Below are 14,260 nucleotides of genomic sequence, written 5' to 3'. Positions count from 1 at the left end.
TTTGTCCTCGGTCGCGATCAGGCGGCGGTTTCGTCGACCAGCGCCATTTCACGGCTGGTCATGAGTTTTTCGATGTCCACCAGGATGAGCATTCGCTCACCGGCGGTGGCCAGGCCCAGCAGGTACTCGGTGTCGAAGCTGGCGGCGAATTCGGGGCGCGGCTTGATCTCATCGCCGGCCAGGGCGATCACGTCGGAGACCGAATCCACCACCGCACCGACGATGCGCCGGCCGACGTTGAGGATGATCACCACGGTGAACTGGTCGTAGCTGATGTCGGCCAGGTTGAACTTGATGCGCAGGTCGACGATGGGAACGATGGCGCCGCGCAGGTTGATCACACCCTTGATGAAGGCGGGGGCGTTGGCGATCGCCGTGACCTGGTCGTAACCCCGGATCTCCTGCACGCGCAGGATGTCGATGGCGTATTCCTCGCGGCCCAGGGTGAAGGTCAGGTATTCCTGCACCGGGCTGCTTGCGGCGCTGGCTTCAGCTGCGCTCATGGGTGGATTCTCCTTGTGCTGCCAGACGCGGCAGGGCATCGACGTCGAGGATCAGGGCGACGCTGCCGTCGCCCATGATGGTGGCGCCGGCGATCCCGTCGATCCGGCGGAAGTTCTGTTCCAGGCTCTTGATCACTACCTGCTGCTGGCCGACCAGTTCGTCCACCTGCAGGGCGAAACTCTTGCCCTCGGATTCGAGGATCACCACGATCCCCTGTTCCGGCGGCACGGGTGCCGCGCCGATGCGCAGCAGCTGGTTGAGGGAGAACAGCGGCAGGTACTCGCCGCGTACGCGGATCACCGTCGATTCCTCGCCGGCCAGGCCGCGCACGTCGTCGGCGCGGGCCTGCAGCGATTCGACGATGTAGGTCAGCGGCACCACGTAGTTGACCTGCTCCACGGCGACGATCAGGCCGTCGAGGATGGCCAGGGTCAGCGGCAGGCGGATGCTCATGCGGGTGCCCATGCCAGGTGCCGAATCGATGTCGATGCGCCCGCCCATGGCCTGGATGTTGCGCCGCACCACGTCCATGCCCACGCCCCGGCCGGACAGCTCGGTGACCGCCTCGGCGGTGGAGAAACCCGGCATGAAGATCAGCTGCCAGACCTCTGCATCGGTCATCCCGTCGTGCACCGGCAGGCCCTTCTCGCGGGCCTTGGCGAGGATGCGTTCGCGGGACAGGCCACGGCCGTCATCGGAGATCTCCACCACCACACTGCCGCCTTGATGGCTGGCGGCGAGCTTCACCGAACCCTGGGCCGGCTTGCCGGCGGCCAGGCGTTCGGCGGGTGTCTCGATGCCGTGGTCGATGCTGTTGCGGACGATGTGGGTGAGCGGGTCGCTGAGCTTTTCAATGACGCTCTTGTCCAGCTCGGTGTGCTCGCCCTGGAGGATCAGTTCGACCTGCTTGCCCAGGCGTGCGGAGGTGTCGTGCACCAGGCGCGGGAAGCGGCTGAAGATGAAGCTGATCGGCAGCATGCGGATCGACATCACCGATTCCTGCAGGTCGCGGGTGTTGTGTTCCAGCTGCGCCAGGGCCTGCTGCAGGCGCTCGAAGTGGGTGGGGTCGAGGTCCTCGCTGAGCTGGCTGAGCATGGCCTGGGTGATCACCAGCTCGCCGACCAGGTTGATCAGGCTGTCGATCTTCTCGACGCTGACGCGGATCGAGCTGGATTCGCTGTCGGCGCGGACGGCCGGCTTGGCGGCGGCAGTGAGCGCGGCCTTGGGTTGTTCACTGGGAGCCGCGACGGCAGCGGCCGTGGGGGCGCCCGGTGCCTTGTCGAAGATGCCGTAGGGTTCGACGGTCGTAGCGTCCGGCGCGCCGGGGGCGTCGTCGAAGAAGCCGAAGTCGTCGTCGCTGCTGGCGCTGCTTTCGCTGGCGCCGGGAGTGCCGGGCGCTTCGTCGAAGAAGCCGAAGGCATCGTCGTCGCTGGCGCTGCTTTCAACCGCTGCGGGAACAGCGTCGAACAGGCCGAAGCCGTCATCGGCGGCAGCCGCGACGGGTTCTGCCAGCCAGGCGCGCAGGCGTTCCACGGTGGCGGCCACGGGTACGTCCGGATCGGGTACCTGGCTGCGGTGCGCATCGAGCAGGCGCTGCAGGACGTCGCGGGCTTCGAGGAACACGCCGATCATGTCCACGTGCAGGGAGGTCTGCCCGCAGCGGATGCGGTCGAGCAGCGTCTCCAGCTCGTGGGTCACGGCGGTCAGGTCATCGAAGCCGAACATGCCGCTGGAACCCTTGATCGAGTGCGCCGCGCGAAAAATGCCATTGAGCGTCTCGGCGTCAGGCTGATCGAGGTCGAGCCCGATCAGCAGGAGTTCGAGGGTCGCCAGGTGTTCGTCGGTTTCCTCGAAGAACACCTGGAGGAATTGCTCCATACCAGTCGCCATTCCGGGTTCCCCTAGGGCAGGACCTTGCGGGTCACTTCCAGCAGTTTCGGCGGGTCGAACGGCTTGACCAGCCAGCCGGTGGCGCCGGCGCTCTTGCCCTGCTGCTTCATGGCATCGCTGGATTCGGTGGTGAGCATCAGGATCGGCGTGCTGCGGTAGCCGGCCATGTCGCGCAGGCTGCGGATCAGCGACAGGCCGTCCATGTTCGGCATGTTCTGGTCGGTGAAGACCAGGTTGTAGGACTTGCGCTGGGCCTTGCCCAGGCCGTCCTTGCCGTCCACGGCCTCGTCCACCTCGTAGCCGGCGGACTTGAGCGTGAAGCTCAGCATCTGCCGGATCGAGGCCGAGTCATCGACGATCAGAATCTGCTTTCCCATTGCGTTGTTTCTCCTCGGATTGCAATGCGTTTGTTGTCGCCAGGCGCACAGAAACTCGCGCCATCCCGGCGCGCGGAAATGGTGTGGGGGGCTCAGCCGATGAGGGCGAGGTTGGCCAGGTATTCGAAGACGGACTGCAGCATGTCGGGACTCCTGCCTTGCCTTCAGTTCAGAACAGTTCGACCTCGCCAGCGCTGAGGCTGGTCTGGGCGACCGGGTTGCTCAGGGGGCGGCCGAGTTCGCTGATCTCGCCGCGCAGGCGCTCGCCCCACTCGCCGGGCTCGCGGCCATCCAGCGCGCCCAGGCCGACGGCGAGGGCGCCGAGGCGGGCGCTGTGCTTGCCGATCTGCCCGAGCAGCTGGCTGCTCATGTCCTGGAACTGCAGGGCGGTGACCGCGGCGTTGACGCCGTCGCCCACTTCCAGGGAGATACGGTCCAGCTCCTGCACCACCTTCACGGTGTGCTGGTTCATGGCGTCGAGGTCGTCGAGCATGGTCTGGATCTTCTTGCGCGAATCCAGGGCGAAGGTCATGTCCTTGTCGGCCAGCTGGCTGATGGCGCCCTCGGCGTCCTTGATCTCGTGGTAGACCACGTCGACGTGTTCACGGATGGCCTGCGAGAAGTGCGTGGAGCGGGTGGACAGCGCGCGCACTTCGTCGGCCACCACGGCGAATCCGCGGCCGCTCTCTCCGGCGCGGGCGGCCTCGATGGCGGCGTTGAGGGCCAGCAGGTTGGTCTGCTTGGCGATGGCGTCCATGTCCTGGGTGGACTGGAGGATCTCGGCGATCTTGTGGGTCACTCGGTCCATGCGCTCGACCAGTTGCTGCGAGGTGCGGCTGGTCTCCAGGGTGGCTTCGACGAACAGCCCGAGGGTTTCCTGGGTGGCGTGGATGAAGCGCTGGAAGTCGATATCGCCGTCCAGGTGGCCGCGGCCGTCGTAGCGCTCGATCAGCGAGTGGGACAGGCCGCGCTGGGTGTCGATGCGCTCGGCAAGGGCATGGAAGCTGTCGGTCAGCTGACGGATAGCCTGGTGCAGGAGGTTGTCGATCTGGTGGGTGTGGCCGTTGAGCGAGGCCAGGTGGCCTTCCACGCCTTCCTGCAGCGGACGCCAGCGCGGCAACTCGTCGGCCTGCAACGCGACCACCTGCGTATCGGCGCTGACCTTGTTGGCGCCGCACAGCAAGCTGCACAGCACCAGGCTGGAAACCCAACCGATCGGCAGCATCCACCAGAACGGCACGCCGACCGCGCAAAGCCCCGCGACGACCGCCCACGGCAGGGTCTGGATGATGAGGCGCCGCGGCCAATCCTGGCCGGCTTCTTGAACCGCCTGGGGGTTCAACTGTGAATCGCGCATTGAAGTGCACTCCATTGCCGGGCGCCGGTAACCGGGCCAAACGGCTGCTGACAACGTCTTGAGCAGGAATTCGGCCTGGCGATTTAAAACTAGAGTGCCAAAGCGTGATGTCAAACTGACGGCATATTCCCGTCACAGGGGATAGACCCTTGATCTAGAGGGGTTTTCAGTGAATGACCGTTCATCTTGGTTGCTTGGATGGCGACGGGCGGTAGTGCGCAGCCCTTGTGTGGCGCGGGTTGTGGCGATTTTTCGATGGCAAAACGTGCCCGCCGGAATGGCATCCGGAGCCACGCTTCGAGTGTGGAGGGAAGGTCTGTCGGCGGATAACGCTGGCGCGTTATGCGCCTTTCAGGAGTAGACGTTCCGGTTGCTCCGATGAGAGGTCGGGGTACAGGGGATCGTAGGATGGGTGGAGCTTGCGATACCCATCGGCCTTGCCAGCCACGCTTCGATGGGTATCGCTTCGCTCCACGCCATCCTACGAAGAGCAGGTTGCGGGGTTATGGGGGATTACAGCGTACCGAGCAGCTTGCGCGCCGCCTGGGTGTGGTCGGCGATCAGGCGCTTGAGGTCGAGGCCTTCGACTTCACCGTCGATGACTCGCCAGGTGCCGCCGATCATGATCCGGTCGGCCTTGTCGGCGCCGCACAGCAGCAGGGCCGACAGCGGGTCGTGGCTGCCGGAGAAGCGCAGTTCGTCGAGCTTGAACAGCGCCAGGTCGGCCTGCTTGCCCACGGCCAGCTCGCCGATGTCGCTGCGGCCGATGAGTTTCGCTGACCCTCGGGTGGCCCAGCCCAGCGCGCGTTCCGGGGTGATCTGCTCGGCGCCGTAGCGCAGGCGCTGGATGTACAGGGCCTGGCGGGCTTCGAGGATCATGTTGGAAGCATCGTTGGAGGCCGAGCCGTCTACGCCGATGCCCACCGGCGCGCCGGCTGCTTCCAGCGCTACGGTGGGGCAGATGCCCGACGCCAGGCGCATGTTCGAGCTGGGGCAGTGGCAGACGCCGGTGCCGGCTTCGCCCAGGCGACGGATTTCCTCGTCGTTGAAGTGGATGCCGTGAGCCAGCCAGGTGCGCGGGCCGAGCCAGCCGACGCTGTCCAGGTAGTCCACGGTGCGCTGGCCGAAACGCTGCAGGCAGAAGTCTTCCTCGTCGAGGGTTTCCGCGAGGTGGGTGTGCAGGCGCACGTCCTCGCGCTCCGCCAGTTCAGCGCTGGCGCGCATGATTTCCGGGGTCACCGAGAACGGTGAGCAGGGCGCCAGGGCGATCTGCACCTGGGCGCCTTCGCCGCGTTGGTGATACTCGCGGATCAGCCGCTGGCTGTCGTCGAGGATGGCCTCGGCGCTCTGCACGGTCTGCTGCGGTGGCAGGCCACCGTCGGCTTCGCCCAGGCTCATGGAGCCACGGGTGAGCATGGCGCGCATGCCCAGCTCCTGGACCACGCCGGCCTGCACATCGATAGCCTGCTCCAGGCCGTCGGGGAACAGGTAGTGGTGGTCGGCGGCGGTGGTGCAGCCCGACAGCAGCAGTTCGGCCAGCGCTACCTTGGTGGCCACGCCGAGCTGCTCGGGAGTCAGGCGCGCCCACACTGGGTAGAGGGTCTTCAGCCAGGGGAACAGCGGCTGGTTCACCACCGGCGCCCAGGCGCGGGTGAGGGTCTGGTAGAAGTGGTGGTGGGTGTTGATCAGGCCGGGCGTCAGCACGTGCTGGCTGGCGTCGAAGGTCTGCTGGACGGGAGCCGAGGGCTGCTGGCCGGCGGCGACCAGTTCGACGATGCGGCCGTCCTGGACGACGATGCCGCCACGGGCGTCCTGATCGTTAGCGGTGAAGATGGCCAGCGGGTTGCGCAGCCAGAGACGCGGGGAGGACATGGATGAATTCTCCAAACGGACGGAGCCGTTCGTTCGAGTCGGCTCCATGGGGTCATGGGAAGCCAGCTCAGTGTTCACCCTGTCTGCTGATCCAGGTTCGCTGACTCGGAAGTCAGGCGTGGGCGCATGGTAGCGCCCACGGCGCTGCTCGTCACCAGTCGATCGTCGCTCCCTGGTAATCCAGGTAGAACTGCCCGCCACGGCCGGCGTGGCCATCGACCTGGTCGACGAGGCCTTTGGCGCTGGTCTGCACGTCCAGCGGCGCGGACTCCCCACCCATGTCGGTGCGCACCCAGCCCGGATGCAGGTTGAGTACCGTGATACCGGTATCGCCCAGTTCGACCACGAAGCTGCGGGTGAGCGAATTCAGCGCTGCCTTGCTCGCGCGATACAACGCCATGCCGCCGGAGACGTTGCCAGCCACGCTGCCCAGCTCGGAGGTCATGAAAGCCAATACACCGCGCTCGGAGTCCAGACGCGGCAGCAGGCGCTCGGCCAGGCGCAGCGGGGCGATGGCGTTGACCATGAACAACTGGCCGACGTCGGCGAGGCTGGCGTCGATGGCCGACTGGTGCGCCGGGCCGTAGATGCCGGCGTTGATGTAGATGAGGTCGAAGCGCGAGCCGGCCAGGGCTTCGGCAAGACGGTCCTGGGAGTGGATGTCGTCCAGCAGCAGCGTTTCCACGCGCACCGGCAGGTTGGCCAGCTCGCCGGGATGGGCAGCATCGCGCACGGTGGCGGTGACGTCCCAGCCGCGGTCCAGCAACTCGCGCACCAGGCCCAGGCCGAGGCCGCGCGAGGCGCCGATGATCAGGGCGGATTTCGGGTTGGTCATGGCAGGGCTCCAGCAGGTGACGGAAGGGTCAAGGATAACCCACCCGGATGACGGCACTGATCGTGTAGGAGCGAGCTTGCTCGCGAACCGAGTCCGCAGCGGCGTTTGTTCGCGAGCAAGCTCGCTCCTGCAGACGGCGAAGCGCTCAAACGACAAGGCCCGGCATGTGCCGGGCCCTGTGGATAAAAAGCCCCGGAGAGTGTGCGCCGGGGCCTGGGCAAGGAGCCCAATCAGTCGGTGGTGATCTTCGAGTGCTTCTGGGTGTCCTTCATGGTCACGTAGACCAGCAGCGAGCAGGCGATGCACGCGGTGACGTACCAGTAGAAGCCGCTCTCCATGCCGATGCTCTTGAACCACAGCGCTACGTACTCGGCGGTGCCGCCGAAGATCGATACGGTCAGCGCGTAGGGCAGGCCCACGCCCAGGGCGCGGATCTCGGTGGGGAACAGCTCGGCCTTCACCACGGCGTTGATCGAGGTGTAGCCGCTGACGATGACCAGCGCGGCCATGATCAGGAAGAACGCGCCCCACCAGGTATCGATGGTGTGCAGGGTGCTGAGGATCGGGTAGGTGAAGACGGTGCCCAGCACGCCGAAGGCGATCAGGATCGGGCGACGGCCAATCTTGTCCGAGAGTGCGCCGACGATGGGCTGCAGCAGCATGAACAGGAACAGGGTGGCGGCCGAGATCATGGTCGAGTCGTTCTTGCTCATGCCCACGGTGTTCACCAGGTACTTCTGCATGTACGTGGTGTAGGTGTAGAAGGCCAGGGTGCCGCCCATGGTCAGGCCGACCACGGTGAGCACTTCCTTGGGATGGCGCATCAGCGAGCGCATCAGGCTTTCCTTGGGCTCTTCCTTCTTGGTGGAGAAGGACTCGGTCTCTTCCATGCCGCGACGCAGGAACATGGCGACGACCGCGCAGAGCGCGCCGATGAAGAACGGAATACGCCAGCCCCAGCTTTCCAGCTGCTCGACGGTCAGGGTCTGCTGCAGCACGATCAGCACCGCCAGGGCGATGAGCTGGCCGGAGATCAGGGTGACGTACTGGAAGCTGGAGAAGAAGCCGCGCTGCTCCTTGTTGGCCATCTCGCTCAGGTAGGTAGCGGATGTGCCGTATTCGCCGCCGACCGACAGGCCCTGCAGCAGGCGCGCGAGCACCAGCAGGATCGGGGCGCCGACGCCGATGGTTTCATAGCTGGGGGTCAGGGCGATGATCAGCGAGCCGAAGCACATCAGCAGCACCGAGGCCAGCAACGCCGCCTTGCGGCCCTTGCGGTCGGCATAGATACCCATCAGCCAGCCGCCGATCGGACGCATGAGGAAGCCCACGGCGAAGATCGCGGCGGTGTTCAGCAGTTGGGCGGTCATGTCGCCCTGGGGGAAGAATGCCTTGGCGAAGTACAGCGAGAAGGCGGCGTAGACGTACCAGTCGTACCACTCGACCAGGTTGCCGACCGAGCCACTGAAGATCGACTTGATGCGCTGGGATGTCGTGCGGGGTGCGGCAGAAGCGGAGACGGCGCTTGCGCTATCCATGGGTATTCCTCTTGTCGTTGTTGTCGTCAGGCGTGCGGACTACTTGTAACGTCACGCCGGCGCGCCGCGAGGGCGGCGCAGTGTCGAGGGCGATAGCAGGCAGCGTGCCAATAAGCGAAAGCAGCGTGGCACTAAGCGTTGAGCGATTTCTTGGGTGGCGCTGGCAGGCGAAGCGGCGCCGATCGGTGAGGGTCTTGAGCGGAAATCCGCCGATACTCGGGCTGACCTGTAGGAGCGAGCTTGCTCGCGAACGGATTACCCGGCGGCACTGGCGCTTGGCGGTTCGCGAGCAAGCTCGCTCCTACAACGGCAGCCTTGGCGGACGGGTGCTGTTCAGCGCTGGCGGAACAGGTCTCCCGGCGTGAACCCAAACAGCCCCTTGAAGGACGCGATATACGCCGAGGTGGAGTCGTACCCGCAATCCAGCGCTGCTGCCGTGACGCTATCGCCCGCCTCGAGTGAGCCAAGGGAGGCGAGCAGACGCTGGCGCTGGCGCCACAGGCGGAAGGTCATTCCGGTCTCGCGCTGGAACAACCGCGACAGGGTCTTCTCCGAGGTACCGATGCGCTGTGCCCAGTCACCCAGGGTGTGGCTGTCGGTGGGGTGGTCTATCAGCGTCTGGCACAACTGCAGCAGGCGGCCCTCCTGCGGCATCGGCAGGGAGAAGGCGACTTCCGGCAGGTCGCGCAGCTGATCCAGCAGCACTTCCACCAGGCGCGATTCGGCGCTGTCGCCCTGTGGATAATCCACCGGCAGCTCGCAGAAGCTCTTGATCAGCTCGCGCGCCAGCGGCGTCACCTCCAGCACCCGGCAGCGATCCGGCGCCCAGCGGCAGGCGTCATCGCGAATGTACAGGCTGCGCATTTCCGCCTGGGTCGAGGTCACCACTTCATGGTCGAGGAAGGCTGGAATCCAGATCGCCCGCTGCGGTGGTGCGAAGAAGCTGCCTTCGGCCGTGTGTACACCCAACACTCCGGTGATGGCGTAGGACAGCTGCACCCAGGCGTGATGGTGCTTGCTGGTCCAGGAGCCCGCGCGTAAACGCTCGGCGCGCGCATAGACCGGCCGCGGCAGGCGGTCGAGTACCGGGATCAGGCGCTGCAGTTCGGGGGCTTGTCCTTTCATCGGTATAACTTTGGAAAGTATCGCTGGAGCATCGGAGTCTGGCAGGCCGCCCCCTTCGCCTCAAGCCAGTTAAGCGATGTTGTCGGTCCGAACGACGGCGTTCGAGCCCTGAAGGAAGCATCCGACAGCGCGACCGCCGAGCGGCCCGAGGCACTCTGACAGGTGTGGTGAAGGCCCTTGTCTGGCATTATCCGCGCCCGGAAAAACGCGTGGTGTGTTCCGACGGCTGTTGTGTAGATTTCCCACAGGATAGTTGTATACATAATTTGTGTTGATTCGTTTCAACACAAGTTTGCCATGTATCCAATCTTCTGGTCGGCGATCGCCATTTCAGTGCTTGCTGCTGGGGCCGATGCCCTCGAAACAGGCGAAGTTGTCCTGTGAGTCAGGAAATGGCCCGGCTCGTGCACCTGCGTCTTCCCTGCCAAAGGAGCGGATCCCAAGGGGTTCGTCATAAAAGTGGAACATCTGGTCAGGATTGGCGCCAATCTTGCTTTTCCTCGCCAGGCCTGACCGACCGGACAGGTTCCACCGACAATTAAAAACGCAACACGACTGCACTGATTAGGAGCAACGCATGACTCGCACTCTCGCATCCCTGCTGCTCGCCGGCGGGCTGCTCGCGGCCGGGCAGGCCATGGCTGGCGGTGAAGACCTGGAGCCGGCCAAGGCCGTCAACGATGGCCCGCTGATCTGGCACAACGAAAGCCTGTCCTACCTGTGGGGCAAGAACTTCAAGGTAGATCCGCCGATCCAGCAGACCTTCACCTTCGAGAGTGCGAGCGCCTGGACCTGGGGCGACATCTGGTTCTTCGTCGACCAGATCAACTACAACGGCAAGGAAAGCGCCACCAACGGCAAGAACACCTACTACGGTGAGTTCAGCCCGCGCCTGTCGTTCGGCAAGATCACCGGTACCGACCTGTCCTTCGGCCCGGTCAAGGACGTGCTGCTGGCGACCACCTACGAGTTCGGCGAAGGCGACGTCGAGTCCTACCTGGTCGGTCCGGGCTTCGACCTGGCGCTGCCGGGCTTCGATTACTTCCAGCTGAACTTCTACTACCGCAAGCCCGACGGCAACCGCGTACCGTCCGGCGCCTGGCAGATCACCCCGGCCTGGGCGATCACCATCCCGGTGGGCAACTCCGACATCCTGTTCGACGGCTTCATGGACTGGGTCGTGAACAACAAGGACGCCAGCTCCAGCCACCGCAACCAGTCGGATTATCACGCCAACCTGCACTTCAACCCGCAGGTGAAATACGACCTGGGCAAGTCCCTGGGCTACGAGGCCAAGCACCTGTACGTGGGTATCGAGTACGACTACTGGTCCGACAAGTACGGCATCAAGGATTCGCAGTACTTCACCACCGACCAGAACACCGTCAGCGCGCTGGTCAAGTACCACTTCTGATGTTCCCCACCGACCCCGCCACCTGGCGGGGTCGGTCTTTTCAGGCTTCGTCGGCAAATTCGTGAGCCTGCAGCTATGTCAGCAAATCTTTCGGAAATTGCCGACAGGCCATCCGGCTCGCAGCCCATTGGTCGAACCCTTGCCAGCCTCTAGCTTTGCATCTCTTTTGCTTCACCTAGGAGATGTGAGCCATGAAGAAACTGTTGATCGCGGCCATTGCCGCGAGCCTGGGCACCCCGGTATTGGCGGCGCCTCTCGGGCACCCCAGCATTCCCGCGACCGAAGTGCACGACGAAACCCATGCGGGCGGCTTCTATCAGGACGTCATTACCCGTTCCCAGCCGGCGCCGGTGAAAGAAGAGCCGAAGGAAGAACAGAAGGCCGTGGTTGCCACCAACGATTGTGCGCCGCTGTGGGGCGGCGGTGCGAAAGACCAGCAGGATCAGGCCCGGGCCGCGAATGCAGCTGACAAGGACGACAAGGATCGTGCCGGCGCGATCGTTCCGCTGCCGCCGACCTGCTCCGGCATGGGCCTGGCCACTCCGCTGTACGGCCAGCTGACCGTCGGTGAGGCTGTCGGCATCGGTGCCGCGGTCGTCGCGATTGGCGCTGCCATCGGCAACCACGGCGGTGGCGGTGGCCACCACAGCTCCGGGACCACCGGTACCACCAAGTGATGCCGTGCCCCCGGTCCATTTCCGGGGGCTGTCGTGGCTGGGACAGGGACCGCACCGCCTGGCGATGCCGGTTCCTGCCCTTTTTCACGCCTTGCGCTTGAATCCCGCTACCCGCCTGGGTTATCCATGCAGCGCCCCCGCAAAATGCACGGACATCCCGCATGACCCTCCAGGTACCCGCCCATACCGCGCCCAACGGCGAAAAGCCCGCCGGTCGCATTCGCCAGAAGAACGAGGAAGCCATCCTCGCCGCCGCCGAGGAGGAGTTCGCCCGCCACGGCTTCAAGGGCACCAGCATGAACACCATCGCCCAGCGCGTCGGCCTGCCCAAGGCCAACCTGCATTACTACTTCAGCAACAAGCTGGGGCTGTACGTGGCGGTGCTGAGCAACATCCTCGAACTGTGGGACAGCACCTTCAACCACCTGACCGTGGACGATGACCCGGCCGTGGCGCTGGCCGCCTACATCCGCGCCAAGATGGAGTTCTCCCGCCGTTACCCGCAGGCCTCGCGGGTGTTCGCCATGGAGATCATCAGCGGCGGCGAATGCCTCTCCCAGCACTTCAGCCAGGACTACCGCACCTGGTTTGCCGGCCGCGCCGCGGTGTTTCAGGCCTGGATCGACGCCGGCAAGATGGACGCCGTGGACCCGGTGAACCTGATCTTCCTGATCTGGAGCAGCACCCAGCACTACGCTGACTTCGCCACCCAGATCGGCTTCGTCACTGGCCGCAAGCGCCTGTCCAGGCAGGACTTCAGCGAGGCCAGTGACAACCTCATCCGCATTATCCTCAAGGGTTGCGGGCTGACGCCGCCGCCGGCCTCGGCATGAGTTTCACCCTCGCCGGCCCCGCGGTTTACGAGGAAGACATCCGCAAGAGCCGCTTCCACTGCGTCGCCGCCCCTATCGCCAGCGAGGTCGAGGCCCAGGCCTTCCTCGCCGCTCACCGCGACGCCAGCGCCGGGCACAACTGCTGGGCCTGGAAGCTGGGCAACCAGTACCGCTTCAGCGACGACGGCGAGCCCGGCGGCACCGCCGGCCGGCCCATGCTGGTCGCCATCGAGGGGCAGGACATGGACCGCGTGGTAGTCGTCGTCAGCCGCTGGTTCGGTGGCATCAAGCTCGGCACCGGCGGCCTGGCCCGCGCCTATGGGGGCTGCGCGGCGAAATGCCTGCAGGACGCCGAACGCATCGAACTGGTGCCCAGCAGCCGGCTGGCGTTCGATTGCAGTTTTGCCGAGCACGCGCTGTTCAAGGCGCGGGTGCTCGCGCTCGGCGCCAGTGTCGAAGACGAAGCTTTTGGTGCGGAAGGTGTGCGCATGACGGTGAACCTGCCGACCACCCAGGTCGAGCCTCTGCAGAGGCTGTTGAGCGACCTCAGTCGTGGTCGTGTCCTGGCGCAATGGCTGGACGCCTGATCCTTCTCCCCAAACACCGTGGAACCGCCTGTGGATAACCTGTGGCAGGACCTCTGCTGCCCAGGTATTCCGCAGCCTTCAGCGCGTCGCTCGTTTTCTGATCAAACGCCCTCGTGCCTGTTGAGTGAAATATGAACAAGCTGTGGAAAAGGTGTGGGTTAAACTCCCCGGGAACATGGTCAAACACCACTTCTGACCGGTCGGTAAGTTATTCATCGGATTGATGCAGGGCTTGCAGGGCCTGGGCTCGGGCTTTTCGCCAGTTGAGCGGGCGGCGCCGTGGAGGTTGGGGGCAAGTCTCTGGACAATCTGTGGGCAACTTGTGGGCAAGGTGTCTCGCTGGCGAGACACTTCGTGCGCTGATCGGCCGTCACCACCCACCGGCCATGGCGAAAAGGCTGCCGCTTCGCTTGGAAAATCTGTGGGTAACTCTGGGGAAAAGGCGCCGGCACAAGGTCGGCGCCGGAACAGCTCAAAGGCGGAACTGCGCCATCTGCCGCGCCAGGTCATCGGCCAGGTTCCGCAACTCGCGGCATTGCTCGCGGCCGTGCTGCACTTCGCGGGTGGTGGCGTGGGCGAGATCGGCGATGCCCTGCACGTTGCGATTGATCTCCTCGGTCACCGCCGACTGCTCCTCGGTGGCCGTGGCGACCTGATGGTTGATATCGCTGATGCGCTCCACCTGATCGGCGATGGCACCCAGCGAGGCGCCCGCCTGTTCGCTGGCGGCCAGGCTCTGGCCGGTGGTCTGCTGGCTTGACTGCATCGAGCGCACCGCAGCCTCCGCGCCGCCCTTCAGGCGCTGGATGATCGTGAGGATTTCGTCGGTGGAGCCCTGAGTGCGGCTGGCCAGCGTGCGTACCTCGTCGGCCACCACAGCGAAGCCACGGCCCAGTTCACCCGCACGCGCCGCCTCGATGGCGGCGTTGAGGGCGAGCAGGTTGGTCTGCTCGGAAACGCCACGGATCACCGCCAGCACCTGGTCGATACTTGCCACTTGCCCGGCCAACTCACCCACGGCGCCGGCGGCTTCGCCGATCTCCCCGGACATGCGCTGGCCGACCTGCAGCGAGCCGCCGACCACGCGGCGCGCTTCACCGGCCTCTTCCCTTGCCTGCTGCGAGGCGCTGGCGGCTTGCTCGGCGTTACGGGCGATTTCCTGCACGGTGCTGCCCATCTCGTTGACCGCCGTGGCGACCATGTCGGTCATTTCCTGCTGGCGGCCGGCGCGGTCGGCAGTGTTGTCCACCA

At 65.2% G+C, this 14,260-nt stretch carries 13 protein-coding genes; 4 read left to right on the top strand and 9 right to left on the bottom strand.

Annotation, left to right across the window (positions count from 1 at the left end; translation table 11 throughout):
- Window positions 1-17: 17 nt before the first annotated feature.
- The 8 genes from FAS41_RS01385 to FAS41_RS01350 all read right to left on the bottom strand — a co-directional run bounded on the left by FAS41_RS01385 (window position 18) and on the right by FAS41_RS01350 (window position 9,504).
- Window positions 18-503, bottom strand: a complete 486-nt coding sequence (locus FAS41_RS01385; protein WP_138519922.1) for a chemotaxis protein CheW — start codon at window positions 501-503, stop codon at window positions 18-20.
- Window positions 490-2,394 (bottom strand): chemotaxis protein CheA, encoded by a 1,905-nt coding sequence (locus tag FAS41_RS01380; RefSeq protein WP_138519921.1) that lies wholly within the window; start codon window positions 2,392-2,394, stop codon window positions 490-492. Before FAS41_RS01380 ends, FAS41_RS01385 begins: the two co-directional genes overlap by 14 nt.
- Window positions 2,395-2,405: 11 nt before the next feature.
- A complete protein-coding gene (locus FAS41_RS01375) occupies window positions 2,406-2,771 on the bottom strand; it encodes a response regulator (RefSeq protein ID WP_138519920.1) in 366 nt (121 codons plus the stop codon).
- A gap of 169 nt (window positions 2,772-2,940) precedes the next feature.
- Window positions 2,941-3,996, bottom strand: a complete 1,056-nt coding sequence (locus FAS41_RS01370; protein WP_246084803.1) for a methyl-accepting chemotaxis protein — start codon at window positions 3,994-3,996, stop codon at window positions 2,941-2,943.
- A 645-nt stretch (window positions 3,997-4,641) separates the two neighbouring features.
- Window positions 4,642-6,000, bottom strand: coding sequence for an 8-oxoguanine deaminase (locus tag FAS41_RS01365; protein WP_138519918.1), 1,359 nt, complete (start codon window positions 5,998-6,000; stop codon window positions 4,642-4,644).
- Window positions 6,001-6,151: 151 nt separating this feature from the next.
- On the bottom strand, window positions 6,152-6,835 hold the full coding sequence (locus FAS41_RS01360) for an SDR family oxidoreductase (RefSeq protein ID WP_138519917.1): 684 nt from the start codon (window positions 6,833-6,835) through the stop codon (window positions 6,152-6,154).
- 230 nt (window positions 6,836-7,065) lie between these two features.
- On the bottom strand, window positions 7,066-8,373 hold the full coding sequence (locus FAS41_RS01355) for an MFS transporter (RefSeq protein ID WP_138519916.1): 1,308 nt from the start codon (window positions 8,371-8,373) through the stop codon (window positions 7,066-7,068).
- 333 nt (window positions 8,374-8,706) lie between these two features.
- Window positions 8,707-9,504: an AraC family transcriptional regulator gene (locus FAS41_RS01350; RefSeq protein ID WP_138519915.1), complete on the bottom strand. Its 798-nt coding sequence runs from the start codon at window positions 9,502-9,504 to the stop codon at window positions 8,707-8,709.
- Between the two features lie 571 nt (window positions 9,505-10,075).
- Here FAS41_RS01350 and FAS41_RS01345 point away from each other — a divergent pair.
- The 4 genes from FAS41_RS01345 (at window position 10,076) to FAS41_RS01330 (ending at window position 13,009) form a co-directional block, all read left to right on the top strand.
- A complete protein-coding gene (locus FAS41_RS01345) occupies window positions 10,076-10,912 on the top strand; it encodes an outer membrane protein OmpK (protein ID WP_138519914.1) in 837 nt (278 codons plus the stop codon).
- Between the two features lie 191 nt (window positions 10,913-11,103).
- Complete coding sequence (locus tag FAS41_RS01340) at window positions 11,104-11,589, top strand: hypothetical protein (protein WP_138519913.1); 486 nt, start codon at window positions 11,104-11,106, stop codon at window positions 11,587-11,589.
- 161 nt (window positions 11,590-11,750) lie between these two features.
- Entirely contained in the window at window positions 11,751-12,422 is a 672-nt protein-coding gene (locus FAS41_RS01335; protein WP_138519912.1) for a TetR/AcrR family transcriptional regulator, read from the top strand.
- Entirely contained in the window at window positions 12,419-13,009 is a 591-nt protein-coding gene (locus FAS41_RS01330) for an IMPACT family protein (RefSeq protein ID WP_138519911.1), read from the top strand. Before FAS41_RS01335 ends, FAS41_RS01330 begins: the two co-directional genes overlap by 4 nt.
- Before the next feature lie 472 nt (window positions 13,010-13,481).
- Here the strand turns inward: FAS41_RS01330 and FAS41_RS31395 are convergent, their stop codons facing one another.
- Window positions 13,482-14,210: a methyl-accepting chemotaxis protein gene (locus FAS41_RS31395; RefSeq protein WP_405307600.1), complete on the bottom strand. Its 729-nt coding sequence runs from the start codon at window positions 14,208-14,210 to the stop codon at window positions 13,482-13,484.
- Window positions 14,211-14,260 lie beyond the last annotated feature (50 nt).

This window comes from Pseudomonas nicosulfuronedens (assembly GCF_005877905.1).
In the GTDB taxonomy this organism is placed as follows: Bacteria; Pseudomonadota; Gammaproteobacteria; order Pseudomonadales; family Pseudomonadaceae; genus Pseudomonas; species Pseudomonas nicosulfuronedens.
This window is presented reverse-complemented; position numbering and strand designations above follow the sequence as displayed.